Below are 23,149 nucleotides of genomic sequence, written 5' to 3'. Positions count from 1 at the left end.
CCTTCAGCTTCGGCAGCGACGCGCCCCGAACCGGCCAAACAACCAAGATCACCAACAGCATCTATTTCGTGAAGCCAGGCCGTAGGACGCCAACGGCTACCTGAGGGCTGAGCGTCGCACTGCACGAACAGCGCCGGCCTCGACGGCGCCCGCATGGCCGCAGTGATCATTCACGGAGATTGCGCCAGAGCCGAGAACGAGCGCCACTTGTTGACCACAAGGGAGGCACAGTCCGACCTGACACAAGGACGCCACGTTACTCTCCGTAGACGCCGACCGTCATAGCGAACCCTGGCTCCCCGCACACTTCTGCCGATGAGCGCGCACAGGCTGCGGCGGAAACTGTGGTCTCGTCCGTCCGGGGTCGGCTACGATCCGTTGCGTGGCTTGGCGTGGTGATGCGGCCGTGATGCGTGACGGTGTGTGGCGTAGCTATGGATCCAAGGCGCTCGGGTTCGCATTCGAGGCGTATCTGGTGTTCGGGCCGGACGTGGCCGCGACCGTATTCGAGGCTCATCCGGCTCGACAGCCCGACCGCTGGAATGACGAGACGAAGTGCGAGGCCGCCGCGCTGGTCGATTTCGACCACAACGAGTTGTTGTTCTTCATCGACGCCGGCTACGGCTACGCGCGCCGAGAGGCGATCCTCCGAGCTGTCCAGCACAGCTGGGAGTCGTGGACCATCCGCTGGGCCTACAAAGGACTTCCCGACATCACCGAGGCACTCGGCGTGGCGCAGCCACACCGCGATCCCTGGTCTGCCGGGCCACCGCCGCAGGACTGGTGGAGCCCGCCGTCACTTATCTCTATCCGCGACATCGGCGGCGTCCGGCTGCATACGTCGGCCTCCGCCCAGCCGTGGCGACGTGGACCGCAGCTGCTGAACGATCCGATGGACGCACCGCCCAACGATATCCCCGACTGGATGCCACGGTCGGGCATGCACATCGACGTGGATGACAGGTTCGTCGGCGTGTGGTCGACCGCGCCGATCCTGGACCTGCTGGAGGGGTTCGGCCAGGCGTGGCCGGAATGGCGGCTGGAGTTCTGGCAGCACCACTACACCGAACAGGTCCGCCGCTGCGACGACGCCCCGGCGTTACCCGATTCGGCACCGCGTATACACGCTGACCGCTACGCCGTCGTACAGAGCACCATCCTGCAATGGGCCGACTGGACCGTTGAGCGGAGCGAAACCACGCTCGCCGGCCGCCGGGGCAGACGCAACCGACCGCCCCGGCTGGACCCGCACGAGCGGGGAATGCTTCAGGCGGGCGTGAGCTTCGAACGGCTCGATCAAGCCTGCCGACGGATCCTGGGACCCGAAGACCCACCCGGCACGGAGCTCGATGACCACTACGACTGGCTGCGTCCACTCGACGTGCGGAAACGGCCACCGATGCAATGGGTGCAATGGGCAACGCTGAGCTGATCACCCACACCAGCGCCCGAGCTGTAACGGGTCGAACGTCACCCTCAGCGGGGGCAATGAGTGTCGCTGACAGCAGCGGACCGACCATCCGCTCATCAGCGTAAGACGTTCTTGTCAAACGTTCGGTCGGGTGCCTCGTCCGTCGTCTGTCCCTGCATAGCCGTAATGGGGTTGGTCCCGGCAGCGTGTAATCGGGTTGGTGAGACGACGGGCGGGGCTGCCCATGATGAGCGTCGAGGTAACCGTGGTTCCTCAATGCCGCGTGGGGCTCGCCCCGACCCAGCTTGACGGGCCGCCTGCTGATGTCAGGCGGCGGTAGGCATCACCATGCGACGTTTAGCGCCGTGGGTGGCGATGGCCGGGTCCCAGGCCCGGCCGGTGGTGACGACGGCGTGCAGCTGCCGCAGGATCGCGGCGGCGATCACGGCCTGGGCCTGGGTGACGGTGAGCTTGTTCTGCTCCCGGGTGGTCAGGTGGGTGAACCGGGCGGCGTAGACCGGGTTGGCGCGTTGCGCGCCCCACACGGCTCGCCACGCTGCCAGCCGCAGTCCGGGGCGTCCCTGCCCGGTCAGTTTGGTGCGGCCCTTGAAGGTGCCGGACAGCTTCTCCCGCGGGGCCAGGCCGGCGTGCTTGACCAACGCCCGGGCACTGGCGAACCGGTTCGGGTCACCGGTCTCGGCCAGGATCGCCGCAGCACCGACCGCCGAGAGGCCGGTGATCGAGGTGACCAGTTCGGTCAGCCGCAGTTCATCCAGGACCGCGGTCATCCGCGTCTCGGTGTCCAGCAGCCGGCGGTGAGTCTCGAGCCAGTCGCTGAGCAGCAGCGCAACCCGCTCCAGGGCACCCGCACGGTGGGCGATCACCCCGGCCGGATCCGTCAGCGCCGCGAACAGCAGCCGCACGATCCGCAGGCACGGTCTCTGCCGGCCCCGCCGAACGACCTCGCGGCGCACCGCGGTCTCGAACCGCACCAACCCCAGCCGGCGCGTCCGGGCCAGGTCTGCGCCATCGCGGTCCACCACGATGGACATCGCGGCGGTCCACGTCGAGGAACGAAACGGCTGCCGCGCAGTCTGCAACGCCGCCGGCCAGACACACTCCAACAGGGCTCGGATCTGCTGCACCTGACTGCCAGCTTCCACCAGCAACTGCTCACGACGCGCGCCCAGATGCCGCAGCCGGCCCCACGTCTCATCAACCGGTTCGGGAACGTAGCAGCGCAGCTGCGCCGTCAGCCGGGCAATGATCACGGCGTCTTTCTCATCGGTCTTGTCGAAGGTCAGATCCTCACTGCGCCGCGCCCACGACGACAGCATCGGCTGGACACACACGAACGGCATCCCGCGTTCCCCGGCCAGCTGACCCAGCACCCGCCAGCGGTGACCGGTCGGCTCACACGCCACCGTCACCCCGGCGAAGCCGTTCGCCGCAGCCTGCGGACCGGCCCAGTCCAACGCCGCGCCCAGATCCCAGGCATGACACCGGAAAGTCTTGCGTGCCAACACTTTCGAGTCATGGTCGGTGACCACGACCATCTGCTTCCGGTCTGCCAGATCAATACCGACGATCGCATTCGCGGCCGGGACCAGGGCCCGCAAGCGGGCGAGCCGCGCGTTGCGGTTGCGATCGCCGCGGGACACACCGCTACCGTTACCCATGAACGTCCTCCTCCTGCGATGGGACACCAAGCCCGACAAGCGCATCAGGAGGACGTTCCTACGTCCTGCATCGACACGCAGAACGTCTTTCTATGCCGCAGATCGTGCGCAAGTTCGACGAAGCCCGTCACGCCGTGTGACGGGCATCCGCGCCGGCCGGTGCGTGACTCTGCCGATGTGCGAGCACCCGATCACGGCAACGGTGAAGAGGACCGAGAGATCACCTTGTGGATGCAGCGGCCGCCACGGGCTCGTCGATGCTGTGTAATCATGCTGCCGTGGCTGAGGAGGAGGCTGACCTACGCAGGATTGTCAACGACATCATGCGGGCCTGTCAGGCGGACGAGTACTGGTGGCCAGATCCCGATATGCGGCCTTCGCTGCACGGCCTCGCCGCTGACGACCCGCAGTCCATGACGATAGGCCTGTCGTATCTGTGGGCCTCGTTCATCGAGTATCCGAACGTATTCGAGCCGGCGGTGCCCGCTGTCCGGTACGTGCTGGCGCTGCTGGACCGCAAGGTGGGTGGCGATACGGTGATCCGGAGCCCGGACGGCAGACTCCGGCCGTTGCGAGGCCATCTGCTGACCTGGTTGTCTTTCGTTGCGGACGAAGTCGGTGACGTTCGCGTCCGTCAGTTTGTCGAGCTGGCTGGACATTCGCCGCTGGAGTATCCGGCGTGGCGCGCTGTCCGGCAGCTCCGTCCCCAGATTTACGATGCTGTCGCCGCGTTTCTGGACGACCCGGACCCGGGTGTTCGGCAGGAGGCGATAACTGCGGCGGTGGTGCTCGTACGAGTTCCGGAGCTGGCCGTCCACCGTGAGCACATCGCCGCTGCGGCACGAGCATTTCTGGACGCCTGCACGGACCCGGTGGGCAGGCGATGGGCGGAAGAAGCATCGTCCGAGTTGAGCCCGAAGCACGTCGCCGACGAGCCGGTACAGACACAGCCGCACCTCGATCAGATGAACTGAATTGCCGCAGACAACGCGCGTCGAGTCCCGGAACTCATCACGGTGCGTGAGCGGAACGCCGGTTCGGCGACAGGCCTAGCCTTTGCCGCTGTCGGTGGCGCCCGGACTCGCGAACATCGACCTCGGTGAGATCTAGCTGGTTCCGAAACTCAGCGACATCCGGTGCCCGAACTCGGCTCTGGCGCAATCTCCGTGAATGATCACTGCGACCGTGCGGCGCCGTCGAGGCCGGGGCTGTTCGTGCAGTTCGACGCTCAGCCCTCAGACTGATCACGACGGCGCGACTGTCGCCCCACCTGAACGACTTCACTCTGATCGCGCTTCTCGGCCAGCTCGAAATGCTGCCCGAGGACCTCCTTGTCCGTCAGGCAGCAGGGAGGTCATCGGCGAGTCGGGGGGTGGTCTGATGGCGGGGACGGGGTGGCGCTGGACGACGCTGGATTCGAGTTGCCGGTTGGTCGAGGTGTGGGTGGGTCGGCATCGGTGTGTTGGCGCCGGCAGACGTGTGTCGCTGTTGGGGGATGCGCCGGCCCGGTATGCGAGTCGAGACTCATGGTCCTGTTCGACGGATCGTTCACCGGGAAGGACCCGCGCCGGCAGGAGTTGGTCAAGGAGATCGAGCAGCAACGCCGGGGTGATGGCGGTTGTGGCATCCGGAACAGACCCGAGGCGAGGACCGCCGAGATTGGCCACGTCGGCCCTACACGATCGTCTGGCTCGACGAGGCTCAGCGCCATCTGCAATCGACCAATGCGCACCTGGGCGAGGTCGCCCCAGCATTGCGCGCTCTGATCCAGTACCGGCGAGCAGGCCCGTGCTGATCGGGGCCACCCTGTGGCCGCACTTCTAGTCGGAGCTGTTTCAGGCTTTGAGCCAACGGGCTTGTTTCGCTATTTGCCACTCGCACTCGCTGGGAGGACCTATGCCACGCAAGCGGTGGCCGTCGGCCATTGTGGTAGCACTACTGGTGCTGGCCTTGCCGGGCTGCAGCGTGACGGGCTGCGGTACGGGCAAGACTGACAGCCAGGCTATCGATGCCAATGGCGGCAGCATTTCGGCGCTCGGAGGCGCGGTGGGGCTGACGGTCCCGCCGAACGCCGTCACGGGCAAGACCAAGGTTGACTTCGTGCCGGCCAAGGAGCTGCCGGACGAAGCATTCCAGACCATATCGATGGCCAACGCCGCCCAGCTCACGATGCCGGTGGACATCCACACCGAGGGCGGCGCCACGCTGCCCGGTGGGCGGATCAAGGTGAGCTTCAAGCTCCCGGCCGACGTTCCGACGGACAAATATCCTTCGATCTTTGTCTACGTCTACGACGATCACCTGGGCCAGGCCTTCCCCCTGGTCGACTCGGTGGCCGATCCCAAGACACACACAGTCGCGGCCACCGCGCCGCACTTCAGCCTCTTCGGCGCGGCCACCCGGCTGGTTCGGAACGTCGGACACGGGCTGATCAAAGCCTCTCTCTACGGCCAGATGGCCGTATTCCCGTTCATGGCTCTCCCACCGGTGCGAGATTTCATCGAAGAGCTCGAAACCAAAACCTTCGACAAGCTGCTCAACATCGGCCCGGACCTGAACTGCGACCCCAAATCCACCAAGGTACGGGTGACGGTGAAAGGCTCGCTCAAGCCGCAGTTCTTCGAGGGCTGCGCCGAGCCGGTCAAGGACAAGGATGGCGTGACGCGGCTGCGGCTGAAGAACTACCTCCCATACCCCATGCTGGCCTGGACCCACTCCGGGGTGACCGTCGGCATGGACGACCTGCCTGAGGACACGGACCTCTTCGAGTTCCTTCGCTACTGGATCTGGTCGGGTACAGACAAGGTCGCTATCCCGATGGGCAACATCGGCGTGGGCAAGCTCATGCCGTCGGCACCGCTGCCGATGGAGTTCAACGCCTACATCGATCAGGGCGGCATCCTGGTCGACAGCGTTTGGGTGGCCATCACTACGCTCATCGGCCCGCTCAAGATTGCCACGACCGAGTTGCGGGCATTCTTGACGGAACTCACCAAGGTGGCTCCCGAGCTGGTGGGCGTAGTGGAAGGTCTGGACAAGGCCATCGACGGCTTCAAGGCTGCCCATCCGGAGGCAAACGAGCAGACCCTCGACCAGCTCAAGCTCACCACCGACATCCTCGGATGTGTCACGGGCGACTTGCGCAAGCCCTCGACTGAGGGGGCCAAGGCGCCTACCGAGGCGGAACGTGAGTCCATGGCGGACCGGTTCCGGACGTGCTTCACGACCGAGACCGTCAAGAAGCTGCTGGAAAAGATCGTGAAGCAGGCGGCCGGTGACCTGGCCGGCACCATCGCGGGGCTCACCAGCGACATCAAGGTGATCCCAATGGCGCTCGGAACCCAAGCCGATCGCGTCCTGACGACGCTCAGTCTGGGGCACGCGGATCTCGACGTGATCACCATTCGCGTAGAGGCTCTGGGTCCGGGTGGCCAGCCGCTGCCGGCGCCCAGCAGCGACCTCTCGGGAACGGGACAGCAATACGGCTACGTAACGAACATCGATCCAGGCAGCCGCAAGGTCCAGATCGACCTCGTGGAATACATCACCGGCACGCGCGAGCACATCCAGCAGGCATGCCGCGAGGATGGCATCCCAGAGTCCAAGTGGGTCGGCGAGGAGTGCAACGACTACCACATCCGCAACGACAACCCGAAGTTGCGGGAACTCACCGTGGCCCCGAACGCGACGGTGACCAAGTGGGACCAGCGCCCCAACAGCGACTACGGCAACGTGCCGTCGACGCTGCAGGAGCTCTCTCAGCGTTACACGCAAGGCCGCACGTTCTACCGCTTCACCGTGGAGAACAACGTCATCACCAACATTGGGGAGGAATTCAAGCCCTAGAGAGTGGCTCACGCGCGGGGCGTCCGGCCATCCCGAGCGTGGCCTGGAGGGGCCAGCGGTAGGTTGGCCGATCGGCTTTGATAGCAGCGCACTCTCGCTCCCACGGTGGGATAAGGCGATGCTCAGGTGGCCGTCGTGTTCCAGTAGCGGTACACGGTACGTTTCGACCGGCCGATTCGGGTGGCAACGTCGGCGAGACTCAGGTTCGGCTCGCGCTGCCGCCAGAATGCGACGGCCGCCGCAGTGTCGTCAGGGACGGCATCTGGTCTTTCGGGGCCGTTGCCGTCGTCGTTCAGATCGCCTTTGTCGACGTCTGCCGCCGTTTTGGGATGGCCGGTGTGCGCCGACGGTCTCGGACCGGTTGTCTGGCGGTCGGCTGGCTTGATCGCGGCCGAGGCCGCCGCCTCAGCTGCCACGTCGGTGGTAACCGTCATGGAGACATCCAGGTCGGCAACGGCATCTGTGAGGTCCAACGGCAACGCCACCTTCGGGAGGGAATCGGGCCGAACAGTTTCGTCGCCGTCTCGTCGTCGGCGCCGCTGATCGCCTACGCCGCCGTGCGGGAGCAGTTCCAGGTCCCCTGTCGAGACCGCGGACTGTGCTGACGCGGCTGTGGATTGGAGCAATGCTGCACCGTCGCCCAGGTGCTGATGCGTCGCCAACGTAGGTGAGACGACCAGCTGGCGGCTGCGTGTACCCAACGATGCCGATCCGAATGTCCGACCGGTGAAGGTGGGTGCCTGGGCGGTAGTCGGTTGGTGGGTTTGCGTCGGAGACGATGCGAGTCGGGTCGGTGCGAGGTCCTCGGCGATGAGGTCGGTCAGTTCGTCGTAGTCGGCTCGGTTCGCGAGCCGGACAGCGATCTCGTCGAGGTCGTATACGGCAACGGCGATGTCGGCGGTGGTCGGGTCGACTGCGGCTCGGATCTTGCGGTGCAGGACGGCGGCGATCGCCTTTCGTCGCCGTTCGGTGTCGAGTTCAGCGCGTGCTGCGTCGAGCGATTCGTACAGGCCCAGGTTGGGGTGCGCCTTGGCGAGGGACTTGGCTCGGTGGGTGAGCCACGGGTGGCGGATCCAGTGGCCGACCGGTTCGTATGCGGGCGTGGTAGGGGGTAGGGCTTCAAGCGCGCGGAGCCGGTCGCGGCGGGAGTTCTCGGTATGGGTCAGCCACACGAGGTATCCGAGCGCGGACATGCCAGCGAAGAACCCACCGAGCAGCGGGTCCGGGTGCGCGGTCCAGTTGAACGCGACGGCCCCGGCCGCGACGGCCGCGGACAGGAGTCGTGACCCGGTCGCGCCTTCCCCGAGCCGGCGTCGCACGTCGGCGTTGGCCATCACCACGACGCCACCGAGCTCCAGCGCACCGACTGCCGGGACCGCCGCGAGCAGCGGAATGTCCAGCGCGTGTACCGCGCCGGATACCTGCCCGGCGAGGGCGACGACGAGCACCACCGAGTAGAAGCCGCGCCGTAGCAGCGCCGCGTGCCGCACCGCCGTGTGCAGTTCGGCGTCGAGGCCGTGGCGACGCGCGGACGATTTCCGGACGTCGGTACGAGGTACCTGGACCGTGTCGACGTGTGGGCCGCTGCTGGCGAAGGTTCGTGGCCGGACGTCGGGGACTGACCCGGTGCCCGTCGAATTGCTCATGCGGCTGTGCCCTTGCCCGTGTCGGTGTCGCCGGCCAGTCGTGGGGTCGGCGGGTCGGGTGCGTGGTCGGCGGCCTGGCCGGTTCGGGATGTGGGCTGTTGATCGGCGGGCGGGATCGTCGGCGCGTCGGCCTGGTTCGGCTGCTGGTTCCGGCGGTTGTGGTGTGGTGTGGCCGGTGGGGCCGTCAGCAGTTGATCGGCGAGGGTGGTGGTCTTCTCGCTCGGTTCGGCGTCGATGTCGGCCAGCTGCCGTGCCAGGGTGTGCCGGAGTGCCCGGACCGTGTCGAGACGGCCGGCGGAGGCGTTTGCGCGCATCGCGGCCTGGTACAGCGCTTCGGTGTACGGGCTGTGCGTGATCGCGCGGTCGAGGATCGAGATCACGGTCTCGGGCTGGTCTGCGAGGGCGTCGGCGAGGGCGAGTGCCGCGTCGACGGCCTGCCGGCGGGCCGCTTCCCGGTGCGGTTCGATCCATTCGTAGTCCACGCCGTCGGCGAGGTGCCCCTGGTATGCCTGCAGTGCCTGCTGCCAGGCGGCGTTCCGGTCGGCGGGGTCGTCGGCGAGTTCGGCCTGGTGCAGTGCCGTGCGCATCCTCCACAGGTCGACGTCGAACGCGTCGCGGTTGAGCTGGTACCGCTGTCCGGTTCGGGTGATATAGGTGTCGTGGCCGCCGGTGCGGCGCAGGATCTGGCGCAGGTCGGAGATGTAGGTGTGCAGGCGGTGGACTGCTTTTCGGGCTGGGGCGTCGGGGAGCAGGTCGTCGAGGATCGATTCGTAGTGCACGGCGCCGTCGTGGACGGCCAGGTACGCCAGGAGCTCGAGCGATTTGGCCCGCAGTGTTCCTCTGCTGGTGTCGGCGTCCACGACTTGCGGTGTGCCGAGGAGCTCCACCGCCACACGGCGGATCGGACGGTCTGTTGTACCGCTGTTCGTGCGGCTGGCCGTCGCCCCGGCGGCAGCGTCGGCGTCGGCGTCCGGTTCGGTGGTGTCCGCCGCTGGCGGCGGGTCACCGGCGTCGGTGGAGCGTGGCGATTGGGCTTCCAGAGTCGTGCTGGGTTGTGAGGCGTCGGCTTCTGCTGTGGCGCCCTGGGTGTCGCCGGCGACTGGATCGCTCGTCTCGTCGGGTGCGGGGGATATGACGGCGATGGTGGAGAACTGGCCGGTCTGCGACTCGGCGAGCACGTTGAGCAGATCGACTGTTTCGCCGGCGGTCAGGACGGTCAGCCGTCCAAGGTCGACGGGGTGCCGAGTGCCGCCGTCGATCGGGGTCGCGGTCGAAGCCTCCTCGTGCTGGCTGGTCTGGCTGGTGGTGCCGTCACCGGCGACGGTGACGGTGTCGCCGGGTGGCCAGGTGCCGAGCAGGACGCCGTGGACGTCGAGCCGGTGCCCTTGCTGCAGCAGCGCGGTGACCCGACCGCGGTCCTCGTCGAGGATGTCGGTGCCGGCGAGCAGGATCGTCGGCGGCAGCGGTTCCTCGAGCGGATCGACGCGGCGTAGCTCGGCGACGGTGTCCACGGCGTGCTGGTGCAGGATGCGGCTGCGGTGCAGCGTGATGGCCTCCAGCCGGTCCAGGGCTTCCGGCAGCCCGTTCGTGATCACGATTCGGGGCGTGCCGGGCAGGGCGTGTGGCGTCCCGAACAGTTGGGCTGCGGTCGGCGTCGGGATCAGCACGACGCTGCGGTCGGCGGGGTTGTCCGGGCCGTCGGCGACAGCAGCGACCAGCAGCCCGCGGGCTGCTGCCTCCGAACCGGGACCGGTCAGGCCCAGGCCGACTGACCTGCCCCACCCCGGCACGAAACGGCTCTGCTCCGCTGCCGCCTCGCCTCGGTCCTCGTCGGTTGCAGCATCGTGGTGCAGGTCCGTGCCGGACGCTGCGTCGGAACCGACGCTGCCGCTATCGTGCTGGCCGCCGGTGGCGCGGCCGTCGGTTGTCCCGTTGACGGCGGTTGCGTCGACGGCGACGTCTGTGGTGGACGTGGCGGTGGCCCGGCGGAGCTTCCGGACGACTGCGGGCAGGTCGGTGATGTCGGTGTCGTCGGGTCGGGTCGACGCTGACGGTGTTCTCGGCGTGTAGCGGCGGCGGCGATGCGCCCAGACCAGCGCGGCTGCCGCGATGATCGCGCCGGCGAGGCCGGCGTCGACCCAGCTACCGGTGAACAGCCCGACCCCGGGAGCCCCGCCCCGACTGGTCCGATCCCCGGAATCTGCCGGTCCTGCGTGCCCGGGCTGACCTGCAGTGGGATTTACCGTCCTCGGCGTGACGGGGACGGACGCGATGCCGGACGGGGTTTGGCCGGTGATCCCGTCGTCGCGGGCCTGCTCGGTGGTCGTGGTCGTGGTCGTGGTCGTGGTCGACGGGCCCGGGCTGCTCGACTGGCCCGGTGCGGTAGCGGGTGGCGGTGTCCCGGCCCCTCCGCTGGGATCGGTGTGTCCGGTCGAGGCACGCGGTTCGGCGTCATCGGGCAGGGTCAGCACCCAGCTCGGCTCGATGTGATGACCACCGCGCATCCGGCCCGCACGGTCGTAGCGTCCGGCGTTGAGCCGGTAGATCTCCTGCCAGCGATGCGGATCACCCAGACACCGCTCGGAGATGCTCCACAACGTGTCCCCTCGCCGCACGGTCACCGTCATCGGCCGTCCCTGCGTTGCGTGCACCAGTTGTGGCGTGGCACTGCGCGGGCCGACGATCGGCGACAGCTGCAGCGTCGTATCCGCGGACACCGGCATCAGGTCCGGCACCGCGGCGACCATCTCCGTAGCGGACGCCGGCAGCGCGGCGGTCGGTGGGCCGGCGGTGTGTGTGGCCGTACCGGCCGGCGGTGTGGCGCCGGCGGCGGAAGCTGCCGCGGTGACCGAGGTGATCGCCATCAGCAACGACCCGGCGAGGGTGGTGACGGTGGTCTGCAATGGCGCGGGCAGCAGCCGGAGGGTCCGGGCAGTGCGGGTGAACACGGCGGCGGCGTCCAGGACCGTGCCGACGACGAGCCACACCCACAGCAGGCATCCCGTGCCCACCGCGGCGAGCAGCAGTACCGGCGGGCTCAGCGGTTGCGCGACCAGGGCCGCGACGTCCAGTTCGGACCACCACGCCTGGCGGGTCGGGATCAGCGCGGCCGGCAGACCGAACAGGGCGCACAGCAGCGTCAACGCGCCGCAGACCCGCCGCAGCGCCGCCGCCATCCGGCGACGCCGCCGATAGCGGGCCCATCGACGCAGCCATCGGCTGCGCGGCGCGACCGGCGGTGCGGTGCCGAGGTGGGATTCCGGGCGTCCGACAAACATCGTGACCGCGCTCCATGTACGCCGACGTCGATTGATGTCTGGGACGCTAAACCGCGATTGGCGACGATGACCCGTTCACGCGGTCACACGGGCAAACACGTGATCACATACCATCACACGAGGTAACACCGCAGCTCACAGTGGTTGCGATGCGCGCAGCCGTGATCTGCCGGCCGCCGACCTCGGGACTGCTGAAACGACCAGATCGAGAACCGGTCATTACATGACCTGCTGCGCTGCGGGCGCGGGCCACGGGTGCTGGGCACGTGTGTGCCCGCCCTGGCGGCGTCGCGGGCATGAACGCGCGTCGAATGTCCGTGCCCGGGGCCGGCCACCGCGACGCTGCGGTCAGGTCGGGGCCCAGGTCGGGGTGCCGTTGTCGGCGGTGACCCGACCGTTGACCTTGAATTCCTCGACGGCGTCCACCTCGTACCAGGTCCGGGGTTCCGCGAGGTACATCGTCCACCGGTAGTGGATCGCGGCGCGGCCCACAGTGGTGGTGGTGACGATGATCGTGCCGTCGGGGGCGGGTTCGAGCCGCACCTGCGGGTATTGCAGGACGGTCCACTGCGGCTTGTCGGTGATGGAGTATCGGGTTGAGTGCCGCATCGGGCACGTGTTGATGGTGCCCAGGGTCGGGTCGGTGTCCGGGTCGAACGTCCGCTGTGCCGCGCAGGCGTCGATCCCGGCACGGACCTGGGCGATCACCTGCTCGTCCACGCCCGCCTTGATCGTGTCAGGCAGCGTGACGGTCGTGGGCCTTTCGTCGCCGTCGGTGCCGCCGGGTCCGTTGGTGTCGCCCGCGCCGTCTGCGCCGATGGTGACGGTGACCTGGCTGGGTTCCAGCAGTGCGGTGCCTGCCTTGCTGGCGGTGTACACGCCGGGCGGCGCCCAGGCCGTGACGGGGACGTCCGCGGTGATGGGTGGAAGGTCGACACCCGCGAAGTCGATCAGAAAGTGGGTGGGGCCGGGGATGGTGATGACCGACCCGGGAGGTTCGGTGATCGACCAGGACCCACCGAAGAAGTTCTGCTTCCGGTAGGTCAGACCTACCTCGTTGGTCACCCGTCGTCCGTTGAGGTCGTAGGACACGGTGACGTTCCGCCGTTTCGTCCCCGGCAGCTTTGTGTCGGCGGGCAGCTCCCGTTCGCTGTCGATGTGGATGTTGGTGGGGGGCTGGTAGCCGGTTTTCAGTGCGACAGTCGTGCACAGGGGGTTGTCGGAACACTCCCCGGCCAGGGAGAACGCGTCGTCGTCCCGGTCGGCTATCGCGTCGAACAGCCGCTGGACGAGTTCCCGCGGCGGCGGCCCGTACGAACTGCGGACGATCATGACGGCGGTGACCACGATCAGCACGGCAAGGACACCGGCGACGATCTGCGTCGTCCGACGTCGCCGTGGCCGAGGCATCCGCGGAGCCGCAGCGATGCCTGCCGCCAGTGGACCGGCGTGCGGAGGCAGGGGTGGCAGGGGGACGCGGACCCCGATCGGGAACCGCGACGCCCGCCGGTCGGTGTATCGGGTCAGCACGGCGGGCAGCTCGGCGACGGCGCGGTTCGGGTCCGGGCCGCTCACGCGAGGACGCTCGTCATCCGCGGCACCGTCTGTGCCGGTGTTGGATGCCGTCGGCTGTCCGGTTCCAGCCGGGTCCGGCAGCGTTGACGTGGACCTGCCGGGGTGGGCAGGTTCAGACGATCCGGGTGCGGCACTCATTGATGGCTCCGTTCGACGGTGCCCCGTGCGGCGGGACTGCTACCGGTGGACATCGGTGCGGACGCCGCCGCCGAGAGATGCACGGCGTCTGGGGCGTCGGCGAGGACGGCGGCGATGACCTGGGTTGTGTCGGGTTCGGGTTCATTGCCGGCGGCGGTGAGGTGTTCGATCAGCGTCGCCGCCGCTCGGCGCAGCCCGTCGGCGTCGCCGGCGGCGGAGTGCCGCAGCAGCAGCCGACGGTGGACCGCCTCGTTGCCGGGCGCGTCCCGCAGCGCCCGTCGTAGCAGTCGCACGGCGGTGTCATGGTCCGGTTCGAGGTCGGCGAGATGGACCCGCAGATCGAGAGCGTGCCGGGCCAACCGTTCCCGTTCGACGGTCAGCCACTCCTCGGCGCTGCCTTCGGCGAGGTCGCCGTGGCACAGGTCGGCGGCGTGCCGCAGCAGCCGTAGCCGCCGAGCCGTCTCGACCGTGCTGTCGGCGGCGTCGAGCAGGTCATGCAACCGCCACAGGTCGACGTCGACGGTGTCCGGGTCGAGCCAGTACCGGGTGTCGCCCGGCCGGGCGGTGTTCGTGGACTGCAGCAGGACCGGCTGCCCGGCTGCATCGGCCAAGGCCAGGCGCAGCTCCGACATGGTGGTGAGGAACCGGCGGTGCACCGCGGTACCTGGCTCGTCCGGCCATACCGCCCGCTTGACCATCTCGGCGCTGACCGGGTCGCGATGTACGGCGAGCAGGAGCAGGACCTGCCGACCGGCGCTGCGCCGGATCACGACGGGGGCAGTGCTGCCGTCCGGGTACGGCCGCAACACGACCGGCCGGCCGAGCACCCGAACCTGCAGCCGCCTCGGCATGTGCGCGACGGCCGGTGGAGTCCGCGGCCACGCCTCGGCGATGTCGCCGACGGCACCGGTCTGGTTGACGGCGGCCGTCGGCCCGGCGGCCCGGAGCACACCAGGCGCCGTAGCCGCCGGTGGGGGAGTCGTCGGTGTGGTGATGAGCCCGAGACCGATCAGCACCGAGCGCGCTGTCGGCGAGCTGAGGACCGCCACCCGGCGCGGGCCGGACGCGGCGCCGTCCATCACGCGCACGGCCCCGTCGCCGGCGACGAACCACGTGGTGGCGGTCGGCCAGGCGCCGAGCCGGATGACTCGTGTCCCGGCCACCTGGTCGTTCCTGCCGGTCTCCGCCGCTGCCGAGGTGTGCGGCGGCCATGGCCACTGGGCTGATCCGCCGTCCGCGGGTCGCTGGTCCGGCGCTTCCGGCCTGTCGGGAGGCGCACCGACGAGCAGGACTGCGCCATCCATGCCCCGGACCGGTGCATCGTTGGTGACGTGCAATCGCGGCGAGTTCGTGCCTGCGCAATGAGGTCCGAGCAGCATCTGCAGGACGTCGGCCGGCACCGTAACTGGTGCTGCGCGGCGGCGCGGGTCAGTGCTCAACGCGACCAGCAGACCGCGGGCGGCGTCATGCGCGCCGGGTCCGATCAGTCCCACACCGGGCGCCGGCACCGCGTCGGCCAGGATCGCGCCAGATTTGGGCAGGTCCTGGAAGCCGGTGCCGTCGGTGGGCAGGTCGGCCAGTGAGTCGGTCGGAGACCCGCCGCGGCCCAGGTGTCCGGCCGTCCTCGACGCTGGAACCAGGTCGGTGTCCACGTCGGTCCGGGCAAGCGCATCGGCGGCACCGGAGACGCTGCGGGCGAGCCGAGTCATCCGCTGCAGGGTCTCAGACGGTGGGGCCAGGTCAGCGTCGGTGCGGTGCGCCCGGACCGGTGGTCGAGGCCGGTAGGTCCGGCGCCGCTGCACCCACAGCGCGCCCGCCGCAGCACCGACCGCCATGAGCACGGGCAGCGGCAGCCAACCCCCAGGTACCGCCACTCCGCCCAAGTGCGGGCCGGACGCCGCAGGCCCGACAGCGTCCGCTGGCGGGTCGGCGCGGATCGGTGGTGTACCGGCGGGGACAGCCACGGATCGGGTTCGAGGTGCGTCCGTCGCGGCAGGCGGCGTCGTGCTGCCCGGATCGCGGGCCGCGGATTCGGCGACGGTCGACGAAGCTGGCGGGTGCAGTGCTTGCGTGCCACCGCGGAGCGCGTCAACCGCCAGCATGAGTCCACTTGCGGCGGCGGTGACAGCGGTATGCACCGGTACCGGCAGCCGCGGCGCGCGTGCGGCGCGCCGAGCCACATCGACCGCGTCCAGCACTGCCGACCGCAGCAGGAGCAGCCAGAACAGCCACCCGACCCCGACCCCCGCTGCCGCCAACCCACCCGGCGACAGCGGCTGCGCCACGATCAGCGGCCAGTCCCACTCCACCGCCCGCTGGAACACCACGAGCGTGGCCGGCAGCCCCACCAGGGCCGCCAACGCGGCCACCGCCGCACCCACGGCGCGGATCAACCGACCCATCGCGACCCGTCCACGTCCCGGTGCTGCGGCACAACCGACGGCGACGACCAGCCCGGCCCGCCGCCGACCGCCGCGGCAGGCCCCGCCCCGAACGGCACCGACGCACCAGCCGGCGGGACCAGCAACAGGCGCCGCAGCAACAGCCACACCGCCTGCGCGGCCCACCACCCCGCAGCGGCGAACGCGAACCCGACCGCCACCATCCCGGTCGTATGCCAGCCCAAGGACCCGGCGATCAGCCCAGCCAACGGCACCGCCAGCAACAGCCGATGCAACGCACGCCGCACCAACAACAACCCCACGCCCACACCGACGCACAACCCGCCGAGCCGCCCGACCGGCCCGATGATGTCGGTCGGCGACTCGGCCACCCACTGCCGCAACACCGCCGCCAGCACGTTCAACGCCACCGGGCTGCCCTGCTCGTCCCAGCTGATCAGCCACGCGCCGAACCCGACCAGCGCCGCGACCAACGGAGGGAACCGCAGCGAGCCCAACCACGAACCCCGCGGCGGGTCCGGACGCCGCCACACCACCACCGCAAGCCCCACCACGGCGACCACACCCGGCAGAACCGGCAGCACCGACCACCGCAGCAGCGGCCCGGACTCCAGATCGAAGTACCCTGCCGCGACCGTCGCATAGACCGCCGCGACCACCAAGCCACCCACACCGCCACCGGCCAGCGCCACCGCCAGCAACCGATGCCGCACCCAGGCCGGCGCCGCACTCTCCTCATGCCGAAGAGACGTGACCAACACCAACCCACCAACCACCGCGATCAAGCCGAACACCGCAGCGAACGCCAGCCCGCCCCACGCCGCCAGCAACATCGCACGGTCAATGCTCTGCCGTGGCCCGTACCGCTCCGACCCCGCCATGAACTGCCAGAACAACACCACCGACCACATCGCCGGGACCGCTGCCGCCGCCACATCCCGCCACCCAGCCTCAACCACAGGCGCGTCCCGCGTACCGGATGTCGAAGACACCACCGACCCACTCACCGGCCGGGTCACCGCCCGGCTTGTCGGCCGGCTTGTCGGCCGGGGAGACCGCAACGCACCGAGCGCCACCGCGAGGTCCGCCTCCGCCACGAGAAACGGCTCAACATCGACTGCACCATGCAGCTCCGTACCGACCGACACGTCGGACGCGCCCGCACCGACGGCACAGACCAACGTCAGGTTGCTCGCAGCGGCACCCGAACCGTGCACCGCACGGCGCGCCACCTCACCGATCCAGGCCGCAGCGGGCGGGCTGTCACCGTCACGCCCGATCCGCGGCGATGCGCCATCAGCGACCTGTCCTGGACCTGGAACTGCGGCCAGTCCAGCAGGCCCTGACGGAACGTCGACCGAGCGGCCCGATGATCGGGTGGCCGCGTCGGGCGTGCCGAGGCCAGCGACGACCGTGGCGGTGTCCACACACGACAGCACGTCGAACCCGCTCACGGTGCGCCGCAGTGCCGTCGCCGTGCACGCGGTGTCGACCTCACACACCAGCAACGTCGACCCGTACGGCAACACCGCCGCACCACACAGCAGATGCCAAGCCACCGCGACCGGCGCGGTCACCACCTCTACCCCGCGAAGCCCCGCAGCCCGCGCCGCCACACGCAACGCCGTCAACCGCCGAGCAGGCCAACCGGCCGGTACCGCCACCGCCACCGACTCCGGCACCGCACCCGCCACCGCGGCCGCGCACGACCCAACCTCGCGCAGCAGCACCTCGACGAGATCGACGGCCTCGACCCGCCGACCTTCAACCAGCACCTCGCTGCCAAGCCGAGACCCAGGCTCCACCACCCACCCCGCCGACGCCACCCCGGCCGCCCGCTGCTCCGCAGCCACCCCGACCAGCAGCGAACCGTCCCCATCGACCAGCACGGCGTTGACCAACCAGCCGACTCCGTCCAACGGCAACGCCACCGCGGTTCCGTCCTGGAACCCGACCACCGCCCGCACCCGGGCCGATGCCAGGTCTATGCCCAGCCGAAGATCCACAACCATCGACATCGGTCCATTCTGCACCTTTCGATCAACCGAGGGTGAACAGCCCATCACTGGTCAATGTCATTGCGTGGACGCAGCATGGGTGGCGGGCGCCGGTCACTCGCTGGGTACTGCCGCAGGAAACCGCCGTTTTGGCTGCTTACCGGCGTCCTGCAGATGCGGGCGTCACCTCGAACCGAAGCCTCTCCCTGTACCTGAGCGCAACCGGTGGTTTGCGCCATCTGAAAATGTCTGCATCAAACACCTGCAACGAGACATTGCTCGTCACACCGTTTCCTGCATCCCTGTGCCGTCGCCGGTGCCTACTGTCGTTCCGCTATCTACTCGCCCCCGCTGTCGACATCGACAGCACCCGGGCGTGCTGCTGCCGGGGCGTCGCCAGCACTGCAGGGGCATGGCAACGTCCGCACGGCTGGGGCTTCAGTGCCCGGAGAATCCTCCCGCGATATCGGGGCGGCGACGAACAGCCGATCGGGAGGTGTGGTCCATCCGCACGATCTGGACCGGGCGACGATACTTGCTTGGGGCCGGCCGACATGTCGTTGTGCATGGCGACTCGAAGCAGGGCAAGTCCTGGTTGCGGGCCCGGCTGCCCGACGCTGACGACGTCATCGTCGTGCAGTGCCAGCTGGGCCCTGACCCAGAACAGATCATCCGTCAGGCGCTCGGCGCGCTGAACATCCGCTGCGAGATCAAGCGTAAGACGGTCGGCACATACGAGGGCACAACGGAGTTCTCGAGTTCCGGCGAACTCGGGGCCAAGATCCTGGCCAAACTCGGCATCGGCGCTAAGGTTGGCGGCAAAGCGGCCCGGTAGAACGAGGTCGAGTCGAAGCCGCTGGGCCAGACACCAGCCGTTCCCGGTTTCGGATCAGCTCGCCGGCCGCCCGGCGAGTCGCTCGAACTCCTTTACGTCGTGAGCGCAGAACACGCGCACCTCCGGATGGTTGGTCACCAGCTCGCGCAGGCGTTCCTGGGTATGGTGATGCTGTGCAGGTTCGATCGGTGTGCGCCGATTCATCGTGCGCGCGACGGCGCTTCGTTGCGGCGTGGTCGGGTCGATCTCGCTTCGGTGGTAGTAGGCATCACCGGCGTGCAGCAGCCACCCGTCCCGGGTCTCGATCGCCACGCCGACGTGGCCTCGGGTGTGCCCGAGTAGGGCTACCATGACGATCTCGGGAGGTAGGCTGACCGGCCGGGTCGCGTCGAAGCCGAACCAGTCGCCCCGAGGCGTGGACCCGTGCGGTGCCCACCGGACGTCATGGCCCCACAGCTGGTCATGGTAGCGAAACCGCTCGAGCCGGGAGTTGGGCTGGCTGGCGGCCTGCAGCTCCCGCTCGTTGACGTGCACGCGGGCCAAGGGAAAGTCGGCCAGCCCGCCCGCGTGGTCGGCATCGAGGTGTGTCAGCACGACGTGGCCCACGTCATCCGGGTGGTATCCGAGTTCACCAAGCTGGTTCACCGCCGATTCGGCTGGGTCCAGCCGGGGGCGCGAGAACCAGAGGTTGCAGCGACTGAACAGGGCTGAGGGTTCGCGCGCGAACGCCGAGCCCATGCCGGTGTCCACCAGCACCAGGTATGCCGTTCGGGCCGTTCCTGGCTGCCGGCGCCGTCCTCGCCGCACTCGTCGGATAAGCCGCGCACCGCATTCGCACTGACATCGCCGACCCGGCACCATCCCGCCGCGATGCTGCTGTACCGCCGGAAGATCCAGATGCACAGGCGCCACCCTCCAGCAGCGGCCGGGCCCGGCGGCTGACCGTCCTCGCCGAGCACGGCGAACGCGTCCGCGGCCTACGGCACCGCATCAGGTAGCAGCTCCGTTGCGGCGGTCACGCGCCGTGCGCGCCGTAGCGGTCGGCGGGGAACACTTCGACCGACCTGTCGGCGCGGGTCACCTCGAGCACAGGCACACCCGCCGCCAACTTCATCCGCCGCGCCTCCGGCGGGGTTGGCATCCGCGCCACCAGTTGCTCGGAGCCCGCGATGCCGAACATCGTCCGCGCGGGCTGCACTCGCACCTGAGCCTGGGTGCCGCGGCCGGTGACGATCAGGCCCTCGTGGACCAGTACCGCGATCGCCCGCCGCACTGACATCCTGCCGACCCCGTACAACCGGCCGATGCCGTCTTCCGGCGGCAGCGTAGTGCCTTGCGGGTAGCGGCCGGAGCTGATCTGTTCTCGTAATAGGTCGGCGAGCTGCACGTACACCGGAGTCGGCGAGCCACGATCGATAGCCACCAGCAAACTGTAGGCCGTAGGGCCACTAGGTGTCCATGAGGGAGAGGCCATAACCGCCGGTCCACGGCTCCGAGTCGCGCGCCTCGAACGCTGCCCAAAGCCAGCACCACTGCGCCCCGCCCACCCCCAGCCGGCCAGCAGCGCAGAAAGTTCGACCAGCCGTCGGTGGACAGCAGCGGCGGGGTGCCGGAGGCGACGACCGGGTAGCCGACCGCGGACAGCTGCCGGCCGCCGCCGGCGGCGCGGATGGCGTCCCACAGCTCGGCGGTGACCGCGACAGCTCGGCGGTCGAGCCCGGCGCAGATCACCGCCTCGCCGACGACCGGTCCGTCTGCCGGCGCGTTGGATGGGGCGGTGAAGTGCTGTACCCAGCCTGGCCCGTCGTCGTACACCTCGCTGCTCGGCACGCCGAGCACGGCCGCGCCGCCAGCGGCCCGGTACGCCGTCTCGAACGCCCGACGGCAGGCGGGCTGGCCCTGGCCGACCGTGAACCGACCGTCGGCGAGGGCGGCGTGAACGTCATCGAGTGTGCCGATCGCTCTGACCAGCACCTGGCCCGGCGTGACGAACTCGGCGAAGCGCCCCGCGACACCGGGGAAGGCGTCAAGGAACGCGGACAGCTTGTTGGCGTCCCACAGGTCCCAACCCTGCAGGCCGAGCCGGTCGGCGTTAAGCGCGATCACCGGCGTAGTCCGGGGCGTCGGACCGGGCGGTGTTGGCGCGGGCGCCGAGACCGATCGAGTCGTAGTCCTGGCGGCTGGTGGCCCGCAGGATCAGGGCCCAGACGATGCCGATGACCGCGACCGCGCCGTAGGCCGCCGGGAACGCCCAGACGGCGGCGTTCTCGGTGCCGGGCTGGAAGCCGAGCAGGCCGCCGAAGTTGTCGACGACGAGCCAGATGATGTAGCCGAGCGCCACCGTCGACAGGATCGGCGCGATGAGCCGGGCCCAGGCGCCTTCGCCGCGGGCGTCCTTCAGGAAGTAGAAGATCACCGACAGCGAGGTCGCGAAGACCAGGAACAGCACGCCGACGCCGCCGGAGGTGCCCAGCCAGAAGAACAGGTTGAGCATCGGGTCCCAGCCCTGGACCGCGAAGAGCACGAGCACGACGAGCGCGATCAGGGTCTGGAAGACCGAGCCCGCGGCCGGGGCGCCGGAGCGGGCCCGGGTGCGGTTGTAGAACGCCGGGAGGACCCGTTCGCGGCCGAGCGCGAACGCGTAGCGCGCGGTCGTGTTGTGGTAGCTCAGGGCCGCGGCGGCGATGCTGGTGGTGAGCAGGACGAGGCCGAGGTCGGCGGCCCAGGCACCGCCCTTCTCGGCGAGGGTCGGGAAGAACGGCCCACCGGCCTGAGCGATCTCCGGGGTCTGCGCCATCGGGACGGTGGCGTCCACGCCGATGCTGACCGCGGCGGCCCAGCTGGTGAAAGCAAAGAAGACAAGCATGGCGGTGAGGCCGAGGAACGTGGCGACCGGGACGGTCCGGTTCTTGCTTCGAGTCTCCTCGGCGTAGACCGGCGGGGCCTCGAAGCCGACGAACGCGGTGACGGCGACGGCGAATGCCGGGCCGGCCGCGTCCTTCAGCGAGCCCCAGGTCCACGGCTCGAGGCTGATGCCTCCCTCGGCGGGGTTGCTGAGGAAGATGAAGTCGAAGATCGTCACCGCGATGAGCTCGGCGCCGAGCAGGACCATGAGGACCTTGCTGTTGACGTCGACGCGCAGCAGGCCGACGACCGCGACGACGAGCCACAGCGCGAGGGCCAGGATCCACCAGTCGACCTTGAGGTTGGCCTTGGTCTCCAGGATGACCGAGGCGTAGAAGCCGAACGCGCCGTAGAGGCCGATCTGCAGCAGGTTGTAGGCGAGCAGCGCGACAAGTCCACCGGCGACGCCGAGCGGGCGGCCGAGGCCCTGGGAGATGTAGCTGTAGAAGACGCCGGCGTTGGTGATGTGCCGGGACATGGCGACGTAGCCGAAGCTGAACAGCGCCAGGACGACCGCGATGATCACGAAGGCGAGGGGGAAGCCGGTGACGCCGACCCACCCCCACGCCGAGGAGACGAGGGCGCCGACCACCATGAGGGGGGCGGCCGCCGTGAGGGCGAACATGATGACGGACGGCACGCCGAGACGGTCTCGGGCCAGTGCCTGGGATACCACGCTCGGTCGCGCAGGCGACGTTGCGGACCTGGGCCGCGAAATGCTGACGTTGGTAGGGTCTACGGCTATTCTGGCAGCTTTCACCGTCGAAGTGCCCGGATTTGCGTCGGTGCGATGCCATTCGTCTGCGTTCCCTTGCGACCAATCCCCAGCAATCGCATCAACGGCCCGACGCCAAAGGGCGGCGCTCGAGTCGCTTGCAAGTCGTGTTGTTGAAGGATGTGGCGAGTCGGACCATTTCCCGCTCAGGGCGTCGAGAAATCTGCTGCCAAAGCTTGAGCTGGACGGGTCTCTAGATGCCATCGCCGCCTCCGCCAGGGCCCGCGTATTCGCCAATGATGGCCTTTAGGCACGCTCGTCCTATTCGAGTTCCGTGCTGGATCAAACTGGGCGCGGAAATGCCAAGAACGAATAGTGCAAGGGGGCGGTCCGACCAGCCGTCAATCCCCTGCACGGCAATCACGGCGGACAGTGTGGCCGCGCATCCAATTCGCACGACGAGTGAAATGATGAATGGTAATCGTCCTTGCTTTGTTCTCCATGGCCATTTTTGAGAGGTCAGCATGACGCTCGCGATGCGTGACGCGTCGGCCACTGTGCCACCCAGTGCACCCCAAAGGAGCGCTTCTGGCCAGTTGATCATGATTGAGGGGGGACGGCGGTCATGGAGGCACGATGCCACGAGCCAGCGCTGTTGGTCGATGCGTCTGACGGCTTGGCGAAAATACCCCCAACGTGGATTGGTGGCAGCCGTTTAGGTGA

At 68.9% G+C, this 23,149-nt stretch carries 13 protein-coding genes; 4 read left to right on the top strand and 9 right to left on the bottom strand.

Annotation, left to right across the window (positions count from 1 at the left end):
• The first annotated feature begins 382 nt into the window (after positions 1-382).
• Positions 383-1,432 carry a hypothetical protein gene (locus tag ACFPIJ_RS12180; protein WP_380114844.1) on the top strand — a complete coding sequence of 350 codons (1,050 nt, stop codon included), beginning with the start codon at positions 383-385 and terminating at the stop codon, positions 1,430-1,432.
• 305 nt (positions 1,433-1,737) lie between these two features.
• On the opposite strand, the gene ACFPIJ_RS12175 is transcribed toward ACFPIJ_RS12180, so the two are convergent.
• Positions 1,738-3,090 carry an IS110 family RNA-guided transposase gene (locus ACFPIJ_RS12175; protein WP_380114843.1) on the bottom strand — a complete coding sequence of 451 codons (1,353 nt, stop codon included), beginning with the start codon at positions 3,088-3,090 and terminating at the stop codon, positions 1,738-1,740.
• A 278-nt stretch (positions 3,091-3,368) separates the two neighbouring features.
• On the opposite strand from ACFPIJ_RS12175, the gene ACFPIJ_RS12170 reads away from it, so the two are divergent.
• Positions 3,369-4,064, top strand: a complete 696-nt coding sequence (locus ACFPIJ_RS12170) for a hypothetical protein (RefSeq protein ID WP_380114842.1) — start codon at positions 3,369-3,371, stop codon at positions 4,062-4,064.
• A 922-nt stretch (positions 4,065-4,986) separates the two neighbouring features.
• Positions 4,987-6,936, top strand: coding sequence for a hypothetical protein (locus ACFPIJ_RS12165; protein WP_380114841.1), 1,950 nt, complete (start codon positions 4,987-4,989; stop codon positions 6,934-6,936).
• 122 nt (positions 6,937-7,058) lie between these two features.
• On the opposite strand, the gene ACFPIJ_RS12160 is transcribed toward ACFPIJ_RS12165, so the two are convergent.
• The 5 genes from ACFPIJ_RS12160 to ACFPIJ_RS12140 form a co-directional block, all read right to left on the bottom strand.
• Positions 7,059-8,426, bottom strand: a complete 1,368-nt coding sequence (locus ACFPIJ_RS12160) for a hypothetical protein (protein ID WP_380114840.1) — start codon at positions 8,424-8,426, stop codon at positions 7,059-7,061.
• Between the two features lie 152 nt (positions 8,427-8,578).
• Positions 8,579-11,860 (bottom strand): BTAD domain-containing putative transcriptional regulator, encoded by a 3,282-nt coding sequence (locus ACFPIJ_RS12155; protein ID WP_380114839.1) that lies wholly within the window; start codon positions 11,858-11,860, stop codon positions 8,579-8,581.
• A gap of 348 nt (positions 11,861-12,208) precedes the next feature.
• Positions 12,209-13,435, bottom strand: a complete 1,227-nt coding sequence (locus ACFPIJ_RS12150; protein WP_380114838.1) for a hypothetical protein — start codon at positions 13,433-13,435, stop codon at positions 12,209-12,211.
• A 134-nt stretch (positions 13,436-13,569) separates the two neighbouring features.
• Complete coding sequence (locus ACFPIJ_RS12145) at positions 13,570-15,975, bottom strand: hypothetical protein (protein WP_380114837.1); 2,406 nt, start codon at positions 15,973-15,975, stop codon at positions 13,570-13,572.
• Positions 15,963-17,993, bottom strand: a complete 2,031-nt coding sequence (locus ACFPIJ_RS12140) for an Hsp70 family protein (protein WP_380114836.1) — start codon at positions 17,991-17,993, stop codon at positions 15,963-15,965. The genes ACFPIJ_RS12145 and ACFPIJ_RS12140 overlap by 13 nt, the downstream gene beginning before the upstream one ends.
• A gap of 541 nt (positions 17,994-18,534) precedes the next feature.
• Here ACFPIJ_RS12140 and ACFPIJ_RS12135 point away from each other — a divergent pair.
• Positions 18,535-18,807 carry a hypothetical protein gene (locus ACFPIJ_RS12135; protein WP_380114835.1) on the top strand — a complete coding sequence of 91 codons (273 nt, stop codon included), beginning with the start codon at positions 18,535-18,537 and terminating at the stop codon, positions 18,805-18,807.
• Positions 18,808-18,861: 54 nt separating this feature from the next.
• On the opposite strand, the gene ACFPIJ_RS12130 is transcribed toward ACFPIJ_RS12135, so the two are convergent.
• The 3 genes from ACFPIJ_RS12130 to ACFPIJ_RS12120 all read right to left on the bottom strand — a co-directional run bounded on the left by ACFPIJ_RS12130 (position 18,862) and on the right by ACFPIJ_RS12120 (position 22,351).
• Positions 18,862-19,563 carry an MBL fold metallo-hydrolase gene (locus ACFPIJ_RS12130; protein WP_380114834.1) on the bottom strand — a complete coding sequence of 234 codons (702 nt, stop codon included), beginning with the start codon at positions 19,561-19,563 and terminating at the stop codon, positions 18,862-18,864.
• 259 nt (positions 19,564-19,822) lie between these two features.
• Positions 19,823-20,230 carry a GntR family transcriptional regulator gene (locus tag ACFPIJ_RS12125; protein ID WP_380114848.1) on the bottom strand — a complete coding sequence of 136 codons (408 nt, stop codon included), beginning with the start codon at positions 20,228-20,230 and terminating at the stop codon, positions 19,823-19,825.
• 669 nt (positions 20,231-20,899) lie between these two features.
• On the bottom strand, positions 20,900-22,351 hold the full coding sequence (locus tag ACFPIJ_RS12120; RefSeq protein WP_380114833.1) for an APC family permease: 1,452 nt from the start codon (positions 22,349-22,351) through the stop codon (positions 20,900-20,902).
• Between the last annotated feature and the right edge of the window lie 798 nt (positions 22,352-23,149).

The sequence above is a fragment of the Dactylosporangium cerinum genome, from assembly GCF_042653625.1.
In the GTDB taxonomy this organism is placed as follows: domain Bacteria; phylum Actinomycetota; class Actinomycetes; order Mycobacteriales; family Micromonosporaceae; genus Dactylosporangium; species Dactylosporangium cerinum.
The sequence above is the reverse complement of the archived record's forward strand: the minus strand, read 5'-3'. Positions and strand labels throughout refer to the sequence as shown.